This window comes from Halomonas sp. MCCC 1A11062, assembly GCF_021404355.1.
Classification (GTDB): domain Bacteria; phylum Pseudomonadota; class Gammaproteobacteria; order Pseudomonadales; family Halomonadaceae; genus Halomonas; species Halomonas aerodenitrificans.
The window spans coordinates 179,090-197,756 of the sequence record NZ_JABFTW010000007.1; the positions used below are offsets into that span (position 1 = coordinate 179,090).

The 18,667-nt window shown below is 65.6% G+C and carries 17 protein-coding genes; 4 read left to right on the plus strand and 13 right to left on the minus strand.

Annotated features, from left to right (window positions below; all coding sequences use genetic code 11):
• The first annotated feature begins 102 nt into the window (after window positions 1–102).
• Window positions 103–294: a cell division protein ZapB gene (locus tag HOP58_RS10055; protein WP_010630194.1), complete on the plus strand. Its 192-nt coding sequence runs from the start codon at window positions 103–105 to the stop codon at window positions 292–294.
• Between the two features lie 13 nt (window positions 295–307).
• On the opposite strand, the gene rimI is transcribed toward HOP58_RS10055, so the two are convergent.
• From rimI to HOP58_RS10095, 8 genes are all read right to left on the minus strand, one after another.
• Window positions 308–769, minus strand: coding sequence for a ribosomal protein S18-alanine N-acetyltransferase (rimI, locus tag HOP58_RS10060; protein WP_234252366.1), 462 nt, complete (start codon window positions 767–769; stop codon window positions 308–310).
• Window positions 762–1,637: a hypothetical protein gene (locus HOP58_RS10065; RefSeq protein WP_234260215.1), complete on the minus strand. Its 876-nt coding sequence runs from the start codon at window positions 1,635–1,637 to the stop codon at window positions 762–764. Before HOP58_RS10065 ends, rimI begins: the two co-directional genes overlap by 8 nt.
• A complete protein-coding gene (locus HOP58_RS10070) occupies window positions 1,634–1,942 on the minus strand; it encodes a BolA/IbaG family iron-sulfur metabolism protein (RefSeq protein ID WP_234260216.1) in 309 nt (102 codons plus the stop codon). Before HOP58_RS10070 ends, HOP58_RS10065 begins: the two co-directional genes overlap by 4 nt.
• Window positions 1,943–1,970: 28 nt before the next feature.
• On the minus strand, window positions 1,971–3,380 hold the full coding sequence (locus HOP58_RS10075; protein ID WP_010630198.1) for an MFS transporter: 1,410 nt from the start codon (window positions 3,378–3,380) through the stop codon (window positions 1,971–1,973).
• Between the two features lie 77 nt (window positions 3,381–3,457).
• Window positions 3,458–3,844 carry a hypothetical protein gene (locus HOP58_RS10080; protein WP_010630199.1) on the minus strand — a complete coding sequence of 129 codons (387 nt, stop codon included), beginning with the start codon at window positions 3,842–3,844 and terminating at the stop codon, window positions 3,458–3,460.
• Window positions 3,845–4,152: 308 nt separating this feature from the next.
• Entirely contained in the window at window positions 4,153–5,703 is a 1,551-nt protein-coding gene (lysS, locus tag HOP58_RS10085) for a lysine--tRNA ligase (protein WP_234252363.1), read from the minus strand.
• Window positions 5,704–5,827: 124 nt separating this feature from the next.
• Window positions 5,828–6,926, minus strand: a protein-coding gene (gene prfB, locus HOP58_RS10090; protein ID WP_141638690.1) for a peptide chain release factor 2 whose coding sequence is annotated in 2 segments (ribosomal slippage) — window positions 5,828–6,850 and window positions 6,852–6,926 — 1,098 coding nt in all. Because the reading frame shifts where the segments join, the coding sequence is not laid out codon by codon here.
• 240 nt (window positions 6,927–7,166) lie between these two features.
• Window positions 7,167–8,498: an outer membrane protein transport protein gene (locus tag HOP58_RS10095; RefSeq protein WP_010630202.1), complete on the minus strand. Its 1,332-nt coding sequence runs from the start codon at window positions 8,496–8,498 to the stop codon at window positions 7,167–7,169.
• A gap of 292 nt (window positions 8,499–8,790) precedes the next feature.
• On the opposite strand from HOP58_RS10095, the gene HOP58_RS10100 reads away from it, so the two are divergent.
• The 3 genes from HOP58_RS10100 (at window position 8,791) to HOP58_RS10110 (ending at window position 12,368) form a co-directional block, all read left to right on the plus strand.
• On the plus strand, window positions 8,791–9,234 hold the full coding sequence (locus HOP58_RS10100; protein WP_234260217.1) for a MerR family transcriptional regulator: 444 nt from the start codon (window positions 8,791–8,793) through the stop codon (window positions 9,232–9,234).
• A 2-nt stretch (window positions 9,235–9,236) separates the two neighbouring features.
• Window positions 9,237–11,825 (plus strand): heavy metal translocating P-type ATPase, encoded by a 2,589-nt coding sequence (locus HOP58_RS10105; RefSeq protein ID WP_234260218.1) that lies wholly within the window; start codon window positions 9,237–9,239, stop codon window positions 11,823–11,825.
• Window positions 11,826–11,954: 129 nt separating this feature from the next.
• The gene (locus HOP58_RS10110; protein WP_234260219.1) at window positions 11,955–12,368 is read left to right on the plus strand and encodes a VOC family protein; all 414 of its coding nucleotides are present in this window, start codon (window positions 11,955–11,957) and stop codon (window positions 12,366–12,368) included.
• A 43-nt stretch (window positions 12,369–12,411) separates the two neighbouring features.
• Here HOP58_RS10110 and HOP58_RS10115 read toward each other — a convergent pair whose 3' ends face one another.
• The 5 genes from HOP58_RS10115 to HOP58_RS10135 all read right to left on the minus strand — a co-directional run bounded on the left by HOP58_RS10115 (window position 12,412) and on the right by HOP58_RS10135 (window position 18,666).
• The gene (locus HOP58_RS10115; RefSeq protein WP_234260220.1) at window positions 12,412–13,029 is read right to left on the minus strand and encodes a YitT family protein; all 618 of its coding nucleotides are present in this window, start codon (window positions 13,027–13,029) and stop codon (window positions 12,412–12,414) included.
• Window positions 13,030–14,847 (minus strand): DHH family phosphoesterase, encoded by a 1,818-nt coding sequence (locus HOP58_RS10120; protein ID WP_234260221.1) that lies wholly within the window; start codon window positions 14,845–14,847, stop codon window positions 13,030–13,032.
• A gap of 290 nt (window positions 14,848–15,137) precedes the next feature.
• Window positions 15,138–16,526, minus strand: a complete 1,389-nt coding sequence (gene thrC / locus HOP58_RS10125; RefSeq protein ID WP_234260222.1) for a threonine synthase — start codon at window positions 16,524–16,526, stop codon at window positions 15,138–15,140.
• Between the two features lie 4 nt (window positions 16,527–16,530).
• Window positions 16,531–17,847 (minus strand): homoserine dehydrogenase, encoded by a 1,317-nt coding sequence (locus tag HOP58_RS10130; RefSeq protein WP_010630209.1) that lies wholly within the window; start codon window positions 17,845–17,847, stop codon window positions 16,531–16,533.
• A gap of 63 nt (window positions 17,848–17,910) precedes the next feature.
• Window positions 17,911–18,666, minus strand: a complete 756-nt coding sequence (locus HOP58_RS10135) for a DsbC family protein (protein ID WP_010630210.1) — start codon at window positions 18,664–18,666, stop codon at window positions 17,911–17,913.
• Window position 18,667: the final 1 nt, after the last annotated feature.

Here is an 18,667-nt window from a genome sequence, read left to right on the forward strand (position 1 = left end):
TTCGGCTACGCTTGCCGAGCCTCGGCCCTCGGCGTTACGCTGCGCAACGGATTCAGTGCGGGCAAGGGCCCGCCCCGCCAGGACCTATTTCAGGAGAACACGATGAGCACCGAACTCTTCAACCGGCTCGAACAGAAAGTGGCCAGTGCCGTCGAGGCCCTGGAATTGCTGAAAATGGAGGCAGAGGAGCTGCGCGAGGAAAACAGCCGGCTGAAGCAGGAGCGCGAAGAGTGGGAGCGCCGTCTGACCGCCCTGCTGGGCAAGTTCGACGAAGTGGAAACCGAGCGCAGCTGAAACCTGACTTCTCTTACAAGCGGCGCGACATTAGCAAGGCATCTTCTCGCGCCGCGTCGGCTGCTTCGTCCAAGGGCGGGTAATAGCCGCGCCGCCGGCCATCTTCGCTGAAGCCGGCACGCCGATAGAGCGCGATGGCCGCCACATTACCCGCCCGCACTTCGAGCAACAGCCTCTCGCTACCCCAGCGCCGACACTGCTCCACCACCGCTTCCAGCAGCGCCGCCGCCAGACCGCGGCGGCGCATGGCGGGTGCGACCAGCATGGCCTGCAGTTCGGCCTCGAAAGGCAGCCGGGCCACCACGGCGTGGCCGATGAGCGCCGACTCGACCTCGATACCCAACACGCAGCAGTCGCGATCCTCAAGCGCGGCCTGCAGCTGGCCAGCGGACCAGTGACGAGGCTGCTGCCGTTCCAGTGCCGCCAGCCGCTCCAGATCGCCAAGCGAGAGGCACCGCACCTCGCCTTCAGTCATCGGCCTCGGCGTCCTTCACCGACCAGGCCTGCCGCCACGCCAGCAGCGTGGGCCACAGCGAACGCTTGGCCGCGGCGCTCTGCTCCAGCTCATCCAGGCCGGGCCCCTGCCAGCCGGGCAGACCCAGCGGCTCGACCCGGCCTTCGCCTTCACTCGTCTCCAGCAGCCGCATGAGGGTCTCGTCACGGCCGAAGATCAGCACCCGCTCGGGCGACCATCCGCGCCTCTGCGTGCTGCCGTCAATGAAAGCAGCAAGTCCTTCCCGCGCCTCTTCCAGGGGGGCCTCGACCGGCAGGTTCTCCATGGGCGGCCAGCGAAAGGTCTCGAAGACCAGCGGCACGGGAACGTCGATCCCGGCGGCCTTCAGCGCATTGCTCAGCAGCTCGCTCTGGGCGGCATCCGGCGCCGACGGCTGCGGCAAGAACACCAGCCAGCGTCCGGCCAGGCAGGCCAGTTGCAGGGTGAAGCGCAGTGGCTCCTGCGCCTGCCGTGGCATCGTGGGCGTCGTCTCCGGGCTCGTCTCCGGGCTGGGTGCATCGGCGTTCGCCGTTTTCACGCCGAGCGGGGCAGTGTCTGTCTCAGGTGTCTCGCCTTCGGGCTCGATACCCAGCAGCTGCCGGGCACGACGGGGCGGCCTGGGGCGTGCACTTTCGCCTGCCGTCGACGCCGGTGGCGCCTGACGGGGCGCAGCCTCGGCTTCGTCCAGCAGCGCATGCAGCCGCTCAGCGGGCGGCGCGGGCACCGCCCGCTCGGGCAGCGTCCACTCGCAGGCTTCGGTCGGCCGGGCATTGGGCAGCTGGTAGCGCGCCACCCAGGCGGTCAGCCCCATCGCCTCCAGATATTGGAGGCGCTGCGGTTCGGTGGTCACTTGCCGGCGCCGCGGCAGTTGGGGGAGTCGGGCCGCGCCGCACCGCGGGACGCCCACTCCTGGGGCGTGTAGAGGTGCAGCGCCAGGGCGTGTACCGGCCCTGCCAGCTCATCGGCCAACAGCGCATAGAGGCGCTGATGGCGCTTCACCGGCATCAAGCCCTGAAAGTGCTCGGACACCACCGTGACCTTGAAGTGAGTCTCCGAATTGGCCGGAACGGCATGTCGATGGCTCTCGTTCTCCACCGCTACGTGGGTGGGCTCGAGGGCCTGCAGCTTCTCTTCGATGACGGCCTGAATGCTCATGGTGGCTCCTCGATGATGAAACATGGGGTCATTGTACTCGCTTGTCCGGCGACTTCACCTGCGACAGCGCCTGACCGGCAAGCGGCATCCGTGCCAGGCTGGCACCGAGCGCCAGCAGACAGGCCAGACAGCCGACCCATAGCGTGATCTGCACCGGCGCGCTGGCGGCCATGAAGGCGCCTACCAGGGCCACGCCGAGAGACTGCCCCACGGTGCGCGTAGTGCTGAGCACTCCCGAGGCACTGGTGCTGAGCTCGCGCGGCGCGCTGGTCATCATCTCGCGGTTGTTGGGCGGCTGGAACAGGCCGAAACCGATGCCGCACAGCGCCGTTCGCCACAGGCTGTCGAGCAACCCGGCATCCTCGGGCAGCAGCGCCAGCGAGGCCAGCCCCAGCATCAGCAGCACCAGCCCGGTGCTGGCCATGAGGCTGGGATTGACGCGGTCGGCCAGGCGGCCGGCCAGCGGCCCTACCAGCATGATGGCCAGCGGCCAGGGTGTGAACAGCCAGGCGGTGTGCAGCGGCGAGAAGCCCATCTCCTGCTGATAGAGGAACGACAGTGCGACGAAGGCCAGCCCCTGGCCGACGAAGGCCAGGCCCGAGGCGGAAACCGCCAGGCGGAAGCGTGCCACGCGGAACAGCTGCGGGGGCAGCAGCGGATGACTGGCCCGGCGCTGGCGGCGCAGGAACAGCCAGCCCACCACCACGCTCACGGCCAGCCAGGCCAGCGCTTGCCACAGCGGCGCACCGTGGGCCAGGGTGTCCATGGCCAGGAAGAAGCTGCCCAGCATGATCACCGAGCCCAGAGCCCCTCGCCCGTCGAAGCCGCCGCGACGCCCCTTCTCACGCGGCAGCGCGCGCCAGGCCAGCCATAGCGAGATGAGCCCCAGGGGCAGGTGGAGGGCGAACAGCCAGGGCCAGTTGGCCACCGAGAGAATCAGCCCGCCGAGCGCCGGGCCGGCGGCATAGCCACCCGCTACCACCAGTGCCGAGAGCCCCAGCGCGCTGCCCAGCAGCCGGGTGGGAAAGATAGAACGGTAGAGCGACGGCCCGATGGAGAGCGTGGCAGCCGCCCCCAGACCCTGCAGGGCACGAAACAGCAGCAGCCACTCCAGGCTGCGCGACAGCGCCGCGCCCAGCGAGGCGAACACGAACAGGAACAGCCCGGCCACGTAGAGGCGCCGGCGGCTGATCATCTCGCTGAAGGAGGCGCATACCAGCAGGAAGGCGGCGCAGACGATCTGGTAGAGGTTGGTGACCCACACCGCGCGGGCATCGGAAATCTGTAGATCGCGCGCTATCGACGGCAGCGCGATGTTGACCATGGTGACGTCGACCACCGCCATCAGCGTGCCGAGAATCAGCGCCAGCAGCGCCAGGCGTCGCTCGGGACCCGGCAGGCCATCGTCGCCGGGCCGGGTCGAAAAGAGTCGGCTCATTCGGTTTCCATCACTGCGGAGTTCGTAACGAGAAAACCGGCCGCAGCCGGTTTCTCGTGATGCTTAAGAAAAGGCGGTTAGTCCTGGTCGGTTTCCAGCAACAGGGAATCGTCGACCTCGGAGATTTCCAGCGCCGTTTCGTCGTCCAGGTCGATGGCGAGATAGCTGTGCTCGACTTGCAGGAAACGCTGGAACAGTGCCCAGTCCAGGGCCTCGGGCCACTGCCGCTCGTCCTCTTCCCAGGCGCGCAGCTCGGTCTCTAGGATCTCGAGATAGCGCTCCCGCACGAAGGCCTCCAGGGCCTCCGGGGTGTCCATTTCGGGAATCAGATAGACCGTGCTTTCACGTTCGACGTCTTCCAGGGTGAGGTCGTCCTCCCCCATGGTGGGTTCCAGCGCATTGATCCAGTCCACGAAGTGCCGGGTCGGCCTGACGCTCAGGGCGGAGCGGTTGAGCAGTTTCATCGCGGTCTCCTCGACGTCGAAACGGTGATCATTATGGGCGCTAGCGCCGCCGCTTACCAATACTTCCGCCGGGTCGACACAGAGAAGTCCGGGGCTTTACCGGGGGGCAGGCCTTCGAGGAGGCGCTGTGAACCCATCCCTGGGCGCTACTTTTGCCATCCCTGGCAAAAGACCTCCTCTCCGGCCTCCCCCCGGCGCCCCTTGCTCAGCCACCGCTCCCAGCGGAAGGAGGCGAGCAAAGGCCAGGCTAGGCGCTCAGGTGTTCGCCTCATTCCCTAGCAACAACGCCTGGCCGAAGCGCAGCCCCTTCATTCCCCTTCAGGACGCATGGCCGGGAACAGCAATACATCCCGGATCGAGGCGCTGTCGGTGAACAGCATCACCAGGCGGTCGATGCCGATGCCCTCACCGGCAGTGGGCGGCATGCCGTACTCCAGCGCGCGCACGTAGTCGGCGTCGTAGTACATCGCCTCGAGGTCGCCGGCCTCCTTCTCCGCGGCCTGGGCGCGGAAGCGCTCGGCCTGGTCCTCGGCGTCGTTGAGCTCCGAGAAGCCGTTGGCGATCTCGCGCCCGCCGACGAAGAACTCGAAGCGCTCGGTGACGAACGGGTTGCTGTCGTTGCGTCGCGCCAGCGGACTCACCTCGGTGGGGTAGTCGGTGATGAAGGTCGGGTCCTTGAGACGATGCTCGACGGTCTTCTCGAAGATCTCGATCTGGATCTTGCCCAGGCCCCAGCCGTCCTTGACGTCGATGTCCAGCCGCTCGGCGATCTGCCGCGCGGCGGCCTCGTCGGCCAGCGCCTCGGCGTGAATGTCCGGGTTGTACTCGAGAATCGAGTCGAACACGCTGATGCGCTTCAGTGGCTTGCCGAAGTCGTACTCGAAGGTCTCGAGCACTTCCCCCTCGGCATTGCGCACGGTGTTGACCACCGTGGTGGTGCCCAGCACCTTGAGCGCGATGGTGCGCAGCATCTCTTCGGTGAGATCCATCAGGTCATGATGGTTGGCATGGGCCTGGTAGAACTCGACCATGGTGAACTCGGGGTTGTGGCGGGTCGAGAGGCCTTCGTTGCGGAAGTTGCGGTTGATCTCGAACACCTTCTCGAAGCCGCCCACCACCAGGCGCTTGAGGTAGAGCTCGGGGGCGATGCGCAGGTACATGTCGATGTCCAGCGCATTGTGGTGGGTGATGAAGGGTCGCGCGGTGGCACCACCGGGAATCGGCTGCAGCATGGGGGTTTCCACCTCCATGAAGCCGCGCTCCTCGAAGAAGCGACGCATGGCGCTGATCACCCCGGCGCGGGTCTCGAACACCTTGCGCGAGTCGGGGTTCATGATCAGGTCGACGTAGCGCTGGCGGTAGCGCGCCTCCATGTCGGTCAGGCCGTGGAACTTGTCCGGCAGCGGGCGCAGGCTCTTGGTCAGCAGCTTGGCCTCTTCCATCATCACGTAGAGGTCGCCCTTGCCCGACTTGTGCACCGGGCCGCGGGCCGCGACGATGTCGCCGATGTCCCAGCCCTTGATGTCCTCGAGCACCTCTTCCGGCAGGCCCTGCTTGTCGACGTAGAGCTGAATCGTGGCGCTGGGGTCCTGGATCACCAGGAAGGGGCCGCGCTTGCGCATGATGCGCCCGGCCACCGCAGCCGGACGGCCGAGCGCCTCCAGCTCGGCCTTGTCCTTCTCGCCCAGCTCATCGATCAGCTCGGCCGCCAGGCTGTCGCGGCGGAAGTCGTTGGGGAAGGCGCTGCCACCGGTGGCGGCGGCGCGCTCGCGGCGTGCCGCCAGCTTGGCCCGACGCTCGGCGATCAGACGGTTCTCGTCGGTCTGGGGGCTTTCCGGGGAGGAGCTCTGGTTGGCCATGTTGCTACCTGTTGGATTCATCCGTTCGAAAGATACCGAGACAAGACGCCCCTCGACCAGAGAGGCGCGTTATTTCACGCCTCGAATCGAGGGGCTCTACCGTATCGGCAAACGCTAGTGCCGCTTACAAGCCTTGCTTCAAGCTGGCTTCGATGAAGGCGTCCAGATCGCCATCCAGCACCCGGTCGCAGTTGCTGGTCTGCACACCGGTCCGCAGGTCCTTGATGCGCTGGTCGTCGAGCACGTAGGAGCGGATCTGGCTGCCCCAGCCGATATCGGCCTTGGAGTCTTCCGCCTCCTGCTTGGCGGCATTGCGCTTCTCCATCTCGTGCTCCCACAGCCTCGCCTTGAGCTGCTTCATGGCGAAGTCGCGGTTGGCGTGCTGGCTGCGCTGGCTCTGACAGGCCACCACGATGCCAGTGGGCTCGTGGGTAATACGCACCGCGGAGTCAGTGGTGTTGACGTGCTGACCGCCGGCGCCGCTGGAGCGGTAGGTGTCGACGCGCAGATCCGCCGGATTGATATCGACCTCGAAGCTGTCGTCGATCTCCGGCGACAGGAACACCGAGGCGAACGAGGTGTGGCGACGGCCACCGGAGTCGAACGGGCTCTTGCGCACCAGACGGTGCACGCCGGTCTCGGTACGCAGCCAGCCGAAGGCGTGGTCGCCCTGCACGTGAATCGTGGCCGACTTGATACCCGCCACCTCACCGGCGGAAAGCTCGGTGATCTCGGCCTTGAAGCCGTGGTGCTCGCACCAGCGCAGGTACATGCGCAGCAGCATGTTGGCCCAATCCTGGGCTTCGGTGCCACCGGAGCCGGCCTGGATGTCGAGGTAGGCGTTGTTGGCGTCCATCTCACCGGAGAACATGCGTCGGAACTCGAGTTTCTCTAGGCTCGCCTGCAGGCCGTCGAGCTCCTTGCGAACTTCGGCGACGGTGTCCTCGTCCTCCTCCATCTCGGCCAGCTCGAGCAGGTCGCGGCTGTCCGCCAGCCCCTGGTCCAGCTCGTCGATGGTCTCGACCACCAGCTCCAGCGCGGCGCGCTCCTTGCCCAGCTTCTGGGCGTACTCGGGGTCGTTCCAGACGTTCGGGTCTTCCAGCTCGCGGGAGACTTCCTCTAGCCGATCCTTGCGTTCGGCATAGTCAAAGATACCCCCTCAGGACGTCTGTCCGTTCGGCCAGGTCCTTGATGAGGTTGTGAATGGGGTTGGTTTCCAGCATGGGGCTCGCTCGCCTGATTCGCTAGGGAGTAACGACGCCGCCGAAGGATACGAACCCTGGGCGGACGGCGCGGAAAAGGCGCTTATTGTAGCGAACTCGGCGCAGGGGCGCATCCTTGCCGACCGGCAGGCCAATCCCAGACTAGCCCTCAAAATCTCAGCCCCTGCGCACAAGGCCCGGCAGCTCATCAGCTGCCGGGCCTTGAACGAATGCCTGACTCACATCAAGCGTTTGACTGACTCAGAAGCGATAGGTCAGCTGAGCGCCGAAGCCGTGGGCCTCGTTTTTGTAATCGGCAGCATAATCCAACTCCATTGGCCCTAACGTTCTTTGCCTGTCGATGGTGGTACCACGCTCGGTCAGATATGAGTAGGCGAAGTCCAGGGTAATATCTTCAGTCGGACTCCAGCCAGCACCGATCGAGAAAATGCGTCGATCATCAGATGGGATACGCACGCTGCGGAACTCATCGCTGGTTGGTGTATTGTCTATAGTGACGCCGGCACGAAGCGCCAGCTGCCGGTTGAGCTGATACTCACCACCAACGCCAAAGGCCCAGGCATTGGAGTAGTTCTGAGTCTCCTGGGTAATGGGGTCCGGGTTGAGACTACCATCGATGCGGATCTCTTCGAAACGGCTCCAGCGCGCCCAAGAGGCTCCGAGCATCAGCTTCAATCTATCTGACATTTGCTGGGTGACAGAAAAGTTGACCGTTTCTGGCGTGGTCAACTCAAGAGAAGCATTCTGGTTTGGAATCAATGCCTCAGCACCACCTGACGCTCGAGACGAGCCTTCCAAGGTATAGGAAACCTTTGAGCGGTAAGTCAGACCAAACGTCGTCTCAGGGACCGGCTGATACATCACCCCGATATTATAACCGTAAGCCTCATCGTCACCTTCAACCCGAACCTCTCCGTCTGGTCCACCGGGGCGACCTAAAAGAGTGCCAGGAATCCTGGTTGCCAATTCGCCGTCAACGCGATTGTAAGTAACACCCACGCCGACCGACCACTGGTCGTTGAACCGATAAGATACCGTAGGTTGAGCACTTATGACCCTCACCTCAGTATAGTTGCCAAAATTTCGCCCCTCGAACGTATCTTCATACTCGGTTTTGGAACCGAAAGGAGCATAAACACCGAAGCCAAAGGCCAACCGCTCATTGACTGGATGGGCATAAAAAGCAAAGGGGATCAGGGTTCCCGGGACCATATCGCCATCATTGGTGCCATCAATCGGGCCCAACGGCACCTGTACATCACCTGGAGCCACCGGGAGCCCTGCAGCTGCCCCATCAATCGAGGAGTCCGACCGTGCGTTGCGAATGCGGCTGTTAACGTTCAGGTAAGTACCACCGGCGGTGAGCTGGGCACGGTCGAGGAACGACATGCCCGCCGGGTTGCCGAAGACGATGGTGGCATCGTTGACGTTGGAGCTCCGTCCGGCATGGCCATAGCCCTGGCCGCTGACGCTTTGCTCGTTGATCTGGTAACCGCCGGCGTTGGCCTGGCTGGCGAAGGCGGCAGCGGCGATGGCCACGGCCCAAGTAATCCTGTTGAACTTGTTCTGCATGTCTCGACGTCCTCTTCCAGATACGAGCTGGCGCTGGTTATTGTTCCGTCCTCAGCGGAGCGGTGCCCTACCAAGCCAGTTTTCGCCAAACATCCGTTCGATTCAAGGCCAAACGTTCGTTTTAATGCCATATGGCGTAATACTTTAGTTGAGTTTTAGCGTAAACCATTGAACTTTTCCTTTGTGCGTTGCAGCAAGCCCACCTCTCGAGGCGCTGCGTGCACGCTTGACCTTTGTGTTACCCAAAGGTTTTACACTGCTGACATGGTCCCTATCTGCCAGGAGATCCATCATGAAAGTCAGCGAACTGGCCCGGCGGGCCGAGGTCACCGCCGAGACGGTGCGTCACTACACACGGGAAGGCCTGCTGCATCCCCAGCGCGACCCCGACAACGGCTATCAGCTGTTCGACCAGGCCGATCTCGAACGGCTGCGCTTCATCCAGCGTGCCCGCACACTGGGCTTCAGCGTAGCCGAGATCGGCAACATCCTGGCCCATGCCGATCAGGGCGACTCGCCCTGCCCCATGGTGCGCGACCTGCTGGCCAGCCGGCTGCCGCAGATCCGTGCCCGCATCCGCGAGCTGGAAGCGCTGGCCTCGCGCATGGAGCAGGCACTCGACGCCTGGGCCGAGATGCCCGACGGCACCCCCGACGGCCACAGCCTGTGCCGCCTGATCGAAAGCTTTCCCGAGGCGACGCACTCCCATTGCTCCCGAGTCGGCGAGGAACTATGAACATGAGTCAGTTCCATCTCGAGCGCAGCGTACCGGGCATGAACTGCCAGAACTGCGTGAAGCGCATGCGCGAGGCGATCCAGGCTCTCGACCCCGAGGCCGAGGTCACCGGCTTTCCCGCCGAGAAGCGTCTGGTGGTGAATTCCACCCTGGATGCCGAACGACTCGACGACGCGCTGGCCCAGGCCGGTTACCCGCCCCAGGCCGGGTCTGCCAGCGATGCTGGCGCGGCTGCCAACGAACGGCCGGTAGCCGAGCCTGCCACGCCGCTGGCCGATAGCGTCAACGCCCCCCGCCGCGAAGGCGGCACGACCTACCGTCTGGCGATCTCGGGCATGACCTGCGCCAGCTGCGTGAAGAGCGTGCAGCAGGCGCTGGAGCGCACCCCGGGCGTGGCCACGGCATCGGTGAACTTCGGCACCCGCGTGGCCCAGGTGCACGGTCGTATCGATGCCGAGGCACTGGTGAAGGCCGTGCAGGCCGCGGGCTACGACGCCGAACCCATCGTCGACCTGCGCCAGGCCGAGGAAGCCCGCACCGCCAAGGATGCCGAGACCTATCGGCGCCGCCTGCGTGGAAGCTTCTGGTCGCTGGCACTGGCGGTACCGCTGATGGCCAGCATGTTCGTCTACCATCCTCACCCGATGGGCATGGGGCGGCTCTACTGGCTGGTGATCGGCCTGCTGACGCTGGCGATACTGGTGGGCCCCGGCCGCCACTTCTTCGTCAACGCCTGGAAGAACTTCAAGCACCATCAGGCCAACATGGACACCCTGATCGCCATGGGGACCGGCACCGCCTGGCTCTACTCCATGGCGGTGGTGGCCTTCGCCCCTTGGCTGCCGGCGGTGGCCCACGGCATCTACTTCGAAGCCTCGGCGATGATCATCGGCCTGGTGCTGCTGGGCAACGCCCTGGAGCTGCGCGCCCGCGGGCGCACCAGCGAGGCGCTCAAGCGCCTGCTCGACCTGCAGAGCCGTACGGCGCGGGTCATCCGCGGCAACGACGAGCGCGAGCTGCCCATCGAAGCGGTACGCGAAGGCGACCACATTCGCGTGCGCCCCGGCGAACGCTTGCCGGTGGATGGCGTGGTGAGCAGTGGTAGCAGTCATATCGACGAGTCGATGCTCACCGGCGAGCCACTACCGGTGGCCAAGGGCGAAGGCGACGAGGTCAGCGCCGGCACGGTGAACGGTCGCGGCGGCCTGGTCTATCGCGCCACCCGCGTGGGGAGCGACACGCGCCTGGGTCAGATCACCGAACAGGTGGCCCTGGCCCAGAACTCGCGTCCGCCCATCGGCGAGCTGGCCGACAAGGTATCGAGCATTTTCGTGCCTGCGGTGATGATCATCGCCGTAATCACGGCACTGGCCTGGTTCAACTTCGGTGCCGAGCCGCGGCTGATCCACATGCTGGTCACCGCCACCACAGTGTTGATCATCGCCTGCCCCTGCGCCCTGGGGCTGGCCACGCCCATCTCGACCATGATCGGCGTGGGCAAGGCCGCCGAGCACGGCGTACTGGTGAGAAACGGCCAAGCGCTGCAGACCGCCAGCCGCCTCACCACCCTGGTGGTGGACAAGACCGGCACCCTGACCGAGGGCAAGCCGCGGGTTACCGAGGCGCACTTTTTCCCCGGCGAAAGAAGCACTGACGATGAGGCGAAGCTGTTGGGACTGGTGGCGGCACTGGAGCGCGGCTCCGAGCACCCCCTGGCAGCCGCTCTGTTGAACCACGCCGAGCAGGCCGGCGCCGAGGCCGCCGACATCAGCGGCTTCGACAGCGTCACCGGCGGCGGGGTCAAGGCTACGGGGCCTGATGGAGAAGCGCTGCTGCTGGGCAATGCCCGGCTGCTACGCGAGGCCGGTATCGACCTCTCCGCTGGCAATGAGTTTGCCGGCGAACTGGAGCGCATGGCACGCACTGTGGTCTATCTCGCCGTGGCGGGCAGGCTTGCTGCGCTGTTCGGCATCAGCGACCCGCTGCGGGCCGACACCGTGGCGGCGGTCAAGCGACTGCAGGCCGACGGCCTCAGGGTGGTGATGCTCACCGGGGATAACGAGCATACCGCTGCGGCCATCGCCCGCGAAGTGGGCATCGACGACTTCCGCGCCGGGCTGTTACCCGAGGACAAGCACGCCGAGATCGAGCGTCTGCAGCAGGCCGGCGAGGTGGTCGGCATGGTCGGCGACGGCATCAACGACGCCCCGGCGCTGGCCCGGGCCAATGTCGGCTTCGCCATCGGCCAGGGCACCGACGTGGCTATCGAGAGCGCCGGCATCACGTTGATGCGCAGCTCCTTGCATGGCATCGCCGATGCCATCGAGATCAGCCGCATGACCCTGCGCAACATCAAGCAGAACTTGGTGGGCGCCTTCGGCTACAACGTGGTGTGCATTCCCATCGCTGCCGGGGTGCTCTACCCCTTCACCGGCATGCTGCTCTCACCCATGATCGCCGGGGCGGCCATGTCGCTCTCCTCGATCACGGTAGTCAGCAATGCCAACCGGCTGCGGCTGCTCAAGACCCGTGGCGATATCCGCTCCGGGCGTCAGGCAGCACCGGCACGAACAGAGGAGATGCTGCCATGAGCTGGATCGTCAACCTCGCCGGCCTGGCGCTGATCGCTCTTATCGTGTGGTGGTTCTGGTGGCGCCGCTAAGCCGGACGGTCGACAGCACCTGCTAAGCTGAAAGCATATGCCAGAGGGAGTGATGGCCATGCCCAAGCTCAACGGCGTACTGGAGACCGCGCTCTACGTCGACGACATGGACCGGGCGCGGGTCTTCTTCGAAGGCGTGATGGGCCTTGTGCCCTTCAACGCCGACCATCGATTCACCGCTTACGATGCCGGTGCAGGCTCGGTGCTACTGCTGTTCCTGCAAGGCGAGACGCTGCAAACCGTGGTACTGCCCAACGAGATGGGCACCATTCCGCCCCATGACGGCAAAGGGCGGGTGCATCTCGCCTTCGCCATCGAGGAGCTAGCCGCCTGGGAGCGCCAGTTGGATGACCATGGCGTGGCCATCGAAGGGCGCACCCACTGGCCCCGCGGTGGCGAGAGTCTCTACTTCCGCGATCCCGACGGGCACCTCATCGAGTTGGCTACGCCGGGCGTCTGGCCGAATTACTGACAAGAGCGATACCCACCGAAAAATCGGCGAGCGAAGCCGCTTTTTAGCTCACGCCCATATAGCGACCGGGCTTGTGATTCAGGGCAATGATCAGGTTGAGTGCCACCGCGCCCAGCACCGAGAGCGCTACCCTGTCGGCCGGCAGTACCAAGAAGGCGATGAGCATGATCAGCCCGTCGATACCGAGCTGCACGTAGCCGGCACGCAGGCCGTAGCGCGCCTGGAGATAGAGCGCCAGGATGTTGATGCCGCCGAGGCTGGTACGGTGGCGGAACAGTACCAGCATGCCGATGCCGATCAGGCTGCCGCCCATCAGCGAGGCGTAGAGCGGATTGAGGCTGTCGAAAACGACCCACTTGCCGGTGAGCTCGGAGAACAGCGACACCAGAGCGATGGCGACGAAGGTGCGCAGGGTGAACGACCAACCCATGCGCTTCACCGCCAAGTAGTAGAACGGTAGGTTGATGAGGAAGAACCACACCCCGAAGCGCCAGCCGGTGGCGTACTGCATCAAGAAGGCCATGCCGGCGGTACTGCCGGTGAGCAGCAGCGCCTGGGTATAGAAGCTGACGCCGAGGGCGACGAACAGCGTGCCCACCAGCATCGCCATCACGTCCTCGTAGGGACGATGGGGATCGGTGGGAAGATCTTGCGGATCCATTCACGTTTCCTTGGGATGGCGGAGCGGCTCGGCATACTCGATCATCAGCTGCAGCGACTCCTGGCCCCGCCAGCGATTGCGATTGAGCCGATAGGCGCAGCGCAACCGATCGCCCAGGCCGAAGACGGGCAGTTCTCCTGGCGTTAGAGCGCGAAACCAGATCGCCTTGAGACTCGTCGCACCCGATGAGAGATGCATCGAGAGGTGATTGCCCTCGGCGCCCACGGCACGTATCGACTCGATCAGGAACTCCCCATCGAACAGCGGCGCGTCGAACTCGCGCCCGTAGGGGCCCAGCGCCTCGAGCTCGAGCAGGGTGGTCAGTCGTAGCTGGTCGGGGGCAAGTGCCCCGTCGGTGAAGACATGAGGGAACAGCTCGGCCTCTCCCAACTGCTCGCTCACCGCTTGCAGCAGGGCTGACCGGAACGTTTCCAGCTGCTCCACCGGCACGCCGACCCCGGCTGCGCCGCGATGCCCGCCGAAGCGCGGCAGCGCCTCGGGGGCCAGTTCATGGGCGCGCTGCAGCGCATTGCGCAGGTGCAGCGCCTCGATGGAGCGCCCCGAGCCGGTGAGCATGCCAGGCGCCGCCGCCGGCGTGAGCACCAGCGCCGGCCGGCCGAAGGCCTGCACCAGGCGCGAGGCGACGATGCCCTGCACCCCGGGATGGCCGCTTTCGAGGTGGACGATCAGCGCCGGCCGGTCGGCCTCGAGCTGAGGCAGGGCCAGGGCGCGGGCCTCTTCGACCATTTCCGCCTCGATCGTCTTGCGCGACTGATTGTCGTCGTCCAGCGTCTGCAGGTGGCGTATCGCCGTGGCATCGTCTCCTGCCAGCATGAAGTGCAGCGCCGCGTAGGGATCGTCGAGACGTGAGCGGGCATTGATGCGCGGCCCCATCTGGAAGGCCAGCGTCTCGGCGGAGAACGGCACGCTGTCCTCGCCCAGGCGGGCGGCCATGGCACGCCAGCAGGCGGCCTCCATGCGGTTGATCAGCGTCAGGCCATGGCTGACCACGGCGCGATTGGCCGGGCTCGCGCCCAGCGACACGCAGTCGGCCACGGTGCCCAGCGCCACGTAGGAGAGCCAGGCGGAGAGTTTGGGCGTGGCCTCGGGGATCACGCCCCACTCCACCAGCACGCTGCGCGTCAGCGACATCACCAGCCAGGCCACCATGCAGCCGGCAATGGTGCGGTCGGGGTACTGGCAGTCGTCGCGGGTCGGGTTGACCACGGCATGAGCCGAGGGCGGCGGCCCTTCCACCGGCAGGGCGTGATGGTCGCTCACCACCACGTCGATGCCTTCCGCCTTGAGCCGGGCGATGCGCGGCTCGTCGGAGCTGCCGCAGTCGGCGGTGATCACCAGCGTCGGCCGCGGCGAGAGCCCGAGCGTGCGCTCCACCAGCGGCAGGCTGATGCCGTAGCCGTCGTGGATACGATGGCCGATCAGACTGTGCAGGCGTGACTCCGGCACGCCGAAGAGTTCCACCAGGGTACGCCGAATGACCACGTGGGAGGTGATGCCGTCGACGTCGTAGTCGGTGAGGATGCCGATGTGCTCGCCTTCGGCCACGGCGGTAGCGATGCGCTCGGCGGCGCGACGACCGTCGGCCAGGCGCTCCGGATGTTCGAGATAGCGCAGGCTGGGCTGAGTCAGCGGTGCCAACTCACCCTCGTAGTCAGTCAGGCGACCGGCCAGCACCCGGGCCTGCAGCTCGGTCAGCCCCTCGCTGAGCGCGCGGGCGTAGAGAGCCTCGTTGCGTGGGCGCAGCAACAGCCGCGGCTTGAGTCGGGCGTGCAGATTGGGCGGCGCGGTCGCGTCCAAGCGTGGCTCCTGTTGCATGACGGGTTTTGCGGCCGGCTAATGGGCATCGAGTGGCGCCGGGCCTATCTTCGCCGACACTTACCACCGCTCGGGCTGCCTCGATGCGAGGAGAGCAGGGCACCGTTCACCGCTCGGGCTGCCTCGAAGCGAGGAGCGCAGGTGACAGGTCGTAGAGGAGGTTATTTGCCATGGATGGCAAATATAGCGCCCAGGGATGGGTTCACAGCGCCTCCTCGAAGACCTGTCGCCGGCATAGCTCCGAGCCAGCCAGCGACGGTCAACGAAGGTGCTTACCTCCGGTTCTCGGCCACGAACGCCTGCACCTTCGCCAGCTCCGCCGGCAGCACGGTGTAACGTTCCTCGCGCTCCAGCAGATCGTCCATGTGCGGCGGCAGCGGCACACCGGGGAAGCCCGCCTTGACCACCGCCTCGGCAAACTTGGCCGGGTGGGCCGTGGCCAGGGTGATCATCGGCGTCTCGGCATCGGCCCGGGCGCGCTCGGCGGCACGGTAGCCGGTGGCGGTGTGCGGGTCGAGCACCTCCTTGGTACGGTGGTGCGCCTCGCGGATCACCTCGAGGATGGTGGCATCGTCGACGCTATGGCTGGCGAACAACGCCCGCAGCCGCTCCAGTGGCGCATCCGCCAGCGCAGTCGGCTCGGACTGGAAGCGCTCGAGCAGCGCAGCCACGGCGGCACCGTCGCGCTCGTAGGCCTCGAACAGCAAGCGCTCGAAGTTGGACGACACCACGATATCCATGGAGGGCGCCAGGGTCGCCTTGAGCTCCTGCTTGGAGAAGTCGTTGGCGGCGATGGTGCGGTGCAGGATATCGTTGGCGTTGGTGGCGATGATGAACTGCTTGACCGGCAGCCCCATGCGGTAGGCCATGTAGCCGGCGAAGACGTTGCCGAAGTTGGCCGAGGGCACGCAGAAGCTGACCTGACGGTGCGGCGCACCCAGCGCCACGCCAGCGGCCACGTAGTAGACGATCTGGGCCATGATGCGCGCCCAGTTGATCGAGTTCACCGCGACCAGGCGGGTGCCATCGAGGAAGCCCTGGTCGGCGAAGCTGGCCTTGACCATCGCCTGGGCGTCGTCGAAGTTGCCCTCGATGGCGATGTTGAAGACGTTGTCGGCCAGCACCGAGGTCATCTGGCGACGCTGCACCTCGGAGACCCGGTTGTGCGGGTGCAGGATGAAGATGTCGAGGTTGTCGCAGTGGCGACAGCCTTCGATGGCCGCCGAGCCGGTATCGCCGGAGGTGGCGCCCATGATCACCGCGCGCTCGCCGCGCTTGGCCAGGAGGTGATCGAGGATACGCCCCAGCAGCTGCAGGGCAACGTCCTTGAAGGCCAGTGTGGGGCCGTGGAACAGCTCCAGCAGGAAGTGGTTGGCGTCGAGCTGGTTGAGCGGCACCACGGCGTCGTGGCTGAAGGTGGCGTAGGCGTCACGCACGATGCCGCGGAAGGTCTCGTCGTCGATCTCGCCATTGACGAACGGCCGCATCACGCGGAAGGCGATCTCGGCATAGGAGAGCCCGGCCATGCCGGCAAGCTCTTCACGGGAGAGCTGCGGAATGGTTTCCGGCACGTAGAGACCGCCATCGCTGGCCATGCCGGTCAGCACGACCTCTTCGAAAGAGAGCGCAGGCGCCTGCCCGCGGGTACTGATGTAGCGCATGCCCTTACTCCTGCTCGTCCAGCGACTCGACGCGGATCCGCGTGACCGGTCCGGCGATGTCGGCCATCGACTCGATCTGACGGATCGCCTCGTTCATGTGCTTCTCGCGGCAGCTGTGAGTCAGCAGGATGATTGGCACCAGTTCGCCCTCGGTGGCCTCCTTCTGCACCAGCGCCTCGATGGAGATGCCCTGCTCGGAGAGGATGGTAGCCACCCGCGCCAGCACGCCCGGGCGGTCCACCGCCAGCAGGCGCAGATAGTAGGCAGTGACGATGTCCTCGATGGACAGGATCGGCAGACCGCCATCGTCCTCGCCGATACCGCTGAAGGCCAGGTAGGGCACGCGGTAGTGGTGATCGGTGGTGATGTCGCGGGCCACGTCGAGCAGGTCGGCCACCACCGCCGAGGCGGTGGGTTCGGAGCCCGCGCCAGCGCCGTAGTAGAGGGTCGGCCCCACGGCGTCGCCCATGATGGCGATGGCGTTCTTGACCCCGTGCACATTGGCCAGCAGCCGCTCCTTGGGGATCAGGGTCGGATGCACGCGCAGTTCGAGTCCATGCTCGGTGCGCTTGGAGATACCCAGGTGCTTGATGGTATAGCCCAGGTTGTCGGCCTGCTCGACGTCGTCGGCGGTGACCCGGGAAATGCCCTCGGTGTAGACCTTCTCGAACTGCAGCGGTACGCCATAGGCGATGGAGGCCAGGATGGTCAGCTTATGGGCGGCATCGATGCCTTCGACGTCGAAGGTGGGGTCGGCCTCGGCATAACCCAGCGCCTGGGCCTCGGCCAGCACGTCCTCGAAGGCGCGCCCTTCGCTGCGCATATGGGTCAGGATGTAGTTGCCGGTACCGTTGATGATGCCCGCCACCCATTCGATACGGTTGGCGCCCAGGCCCTCACGCAGCGACTTGATCACCGGAATGCCACCGGCCACCGCGGCCTCGAAGGCGACGATCACGCCCTGCTCGTGGGCGGCCTGGAAGATCTCGTTGCCGTGTACCGCGATCAGCGCCTTGTTGGCGGTGACCACGTGCTTGCCGTTGGCGATGGCGGTGAGCACCAGCTCGCGGGGAACGTCGTAGCCACCCAGCACCTCGACCAGCACGTCGATGTCCGGGTTACGGGCCACCTCGAAGACGTCATTGGTGGTCTTGATCCCGGTGAGGTCGCACTCAGGGTTGGTGCTGCGAAGCGCCACCTGCTCGATGATGATCGGGCGGCCGGCACGCCGCGCAATCTCGTCGGCGTTGCGCGTCAGCACGTTGAAGGTGCCGCCACCGACGGTACCCAAACCACAGATTCCCACTCTCACCGGTTTCAATGTCCTGCTCCCATGTGGTGTCAATGTCCAGCGTTTACCTAATCGGCAGCTCTTGGTCTGCCCTCATTCCGCCAGGCCGAGCATGTCGGCCAGGCGCTCGGCGGGCACGTAGCCCGGCACCAGCCGCCCATCGGGCAGCACGATGGCCGGTGTCCCCTGCACGCCCACGGTCATGCCCAGATGATACTGTGCCTCGACCGGATTGTCGCAGTCGGTACCGCCCGACAGCGTTTCCTGTCGCTTGCTCGCGTTCATCGCCTCGGTCGGGTTGCCGTCGCACCAGATCTGCTCGAGAATCCGCGCGCCCTGGGAGTTCATGCCGGCACGTGGAAAGGCCAGATAGTGCACCTCGATGCCCATCTCGTTGAGTGTCGGCACCTCTTCGTGGAACTGGCGGCAGTAGGGGCAGGTGGTATCGGTGAAGACGAAGATCTCGGCCTGCTTTTCCGCCGTGCCGCGGAACACGACGCGCTCGCTCTCCGGCACGTTGGCAAGCTGCTCGGTCCGCTCGACGTTGCGTGACTGCTCGGTGAGATTGGTCAGCCCACCCTGGCCGTTCTCGTAGAGATCGCCGACCAGGAAGTATTTGCCTTCGGCGTCGCTGTAGAAGGCTTCGCCGGTCTCCAGGCGCACCAGATAGAAGCCCGGCACCGGGGTCTCGTGCACGCTGGCAACCGGCATGGGCTGGCCGTTGACTTCCAGCCTTTCGGCCAGTCGCTCGGCGGCACCGGCCCAGGCAGCGGCAGGCAGCAGCAGCGACGCCAGAGGAACGGCCAGGGCGAACAGGGAGCCGGCTAGACGATGGGTTAACGCGATCATG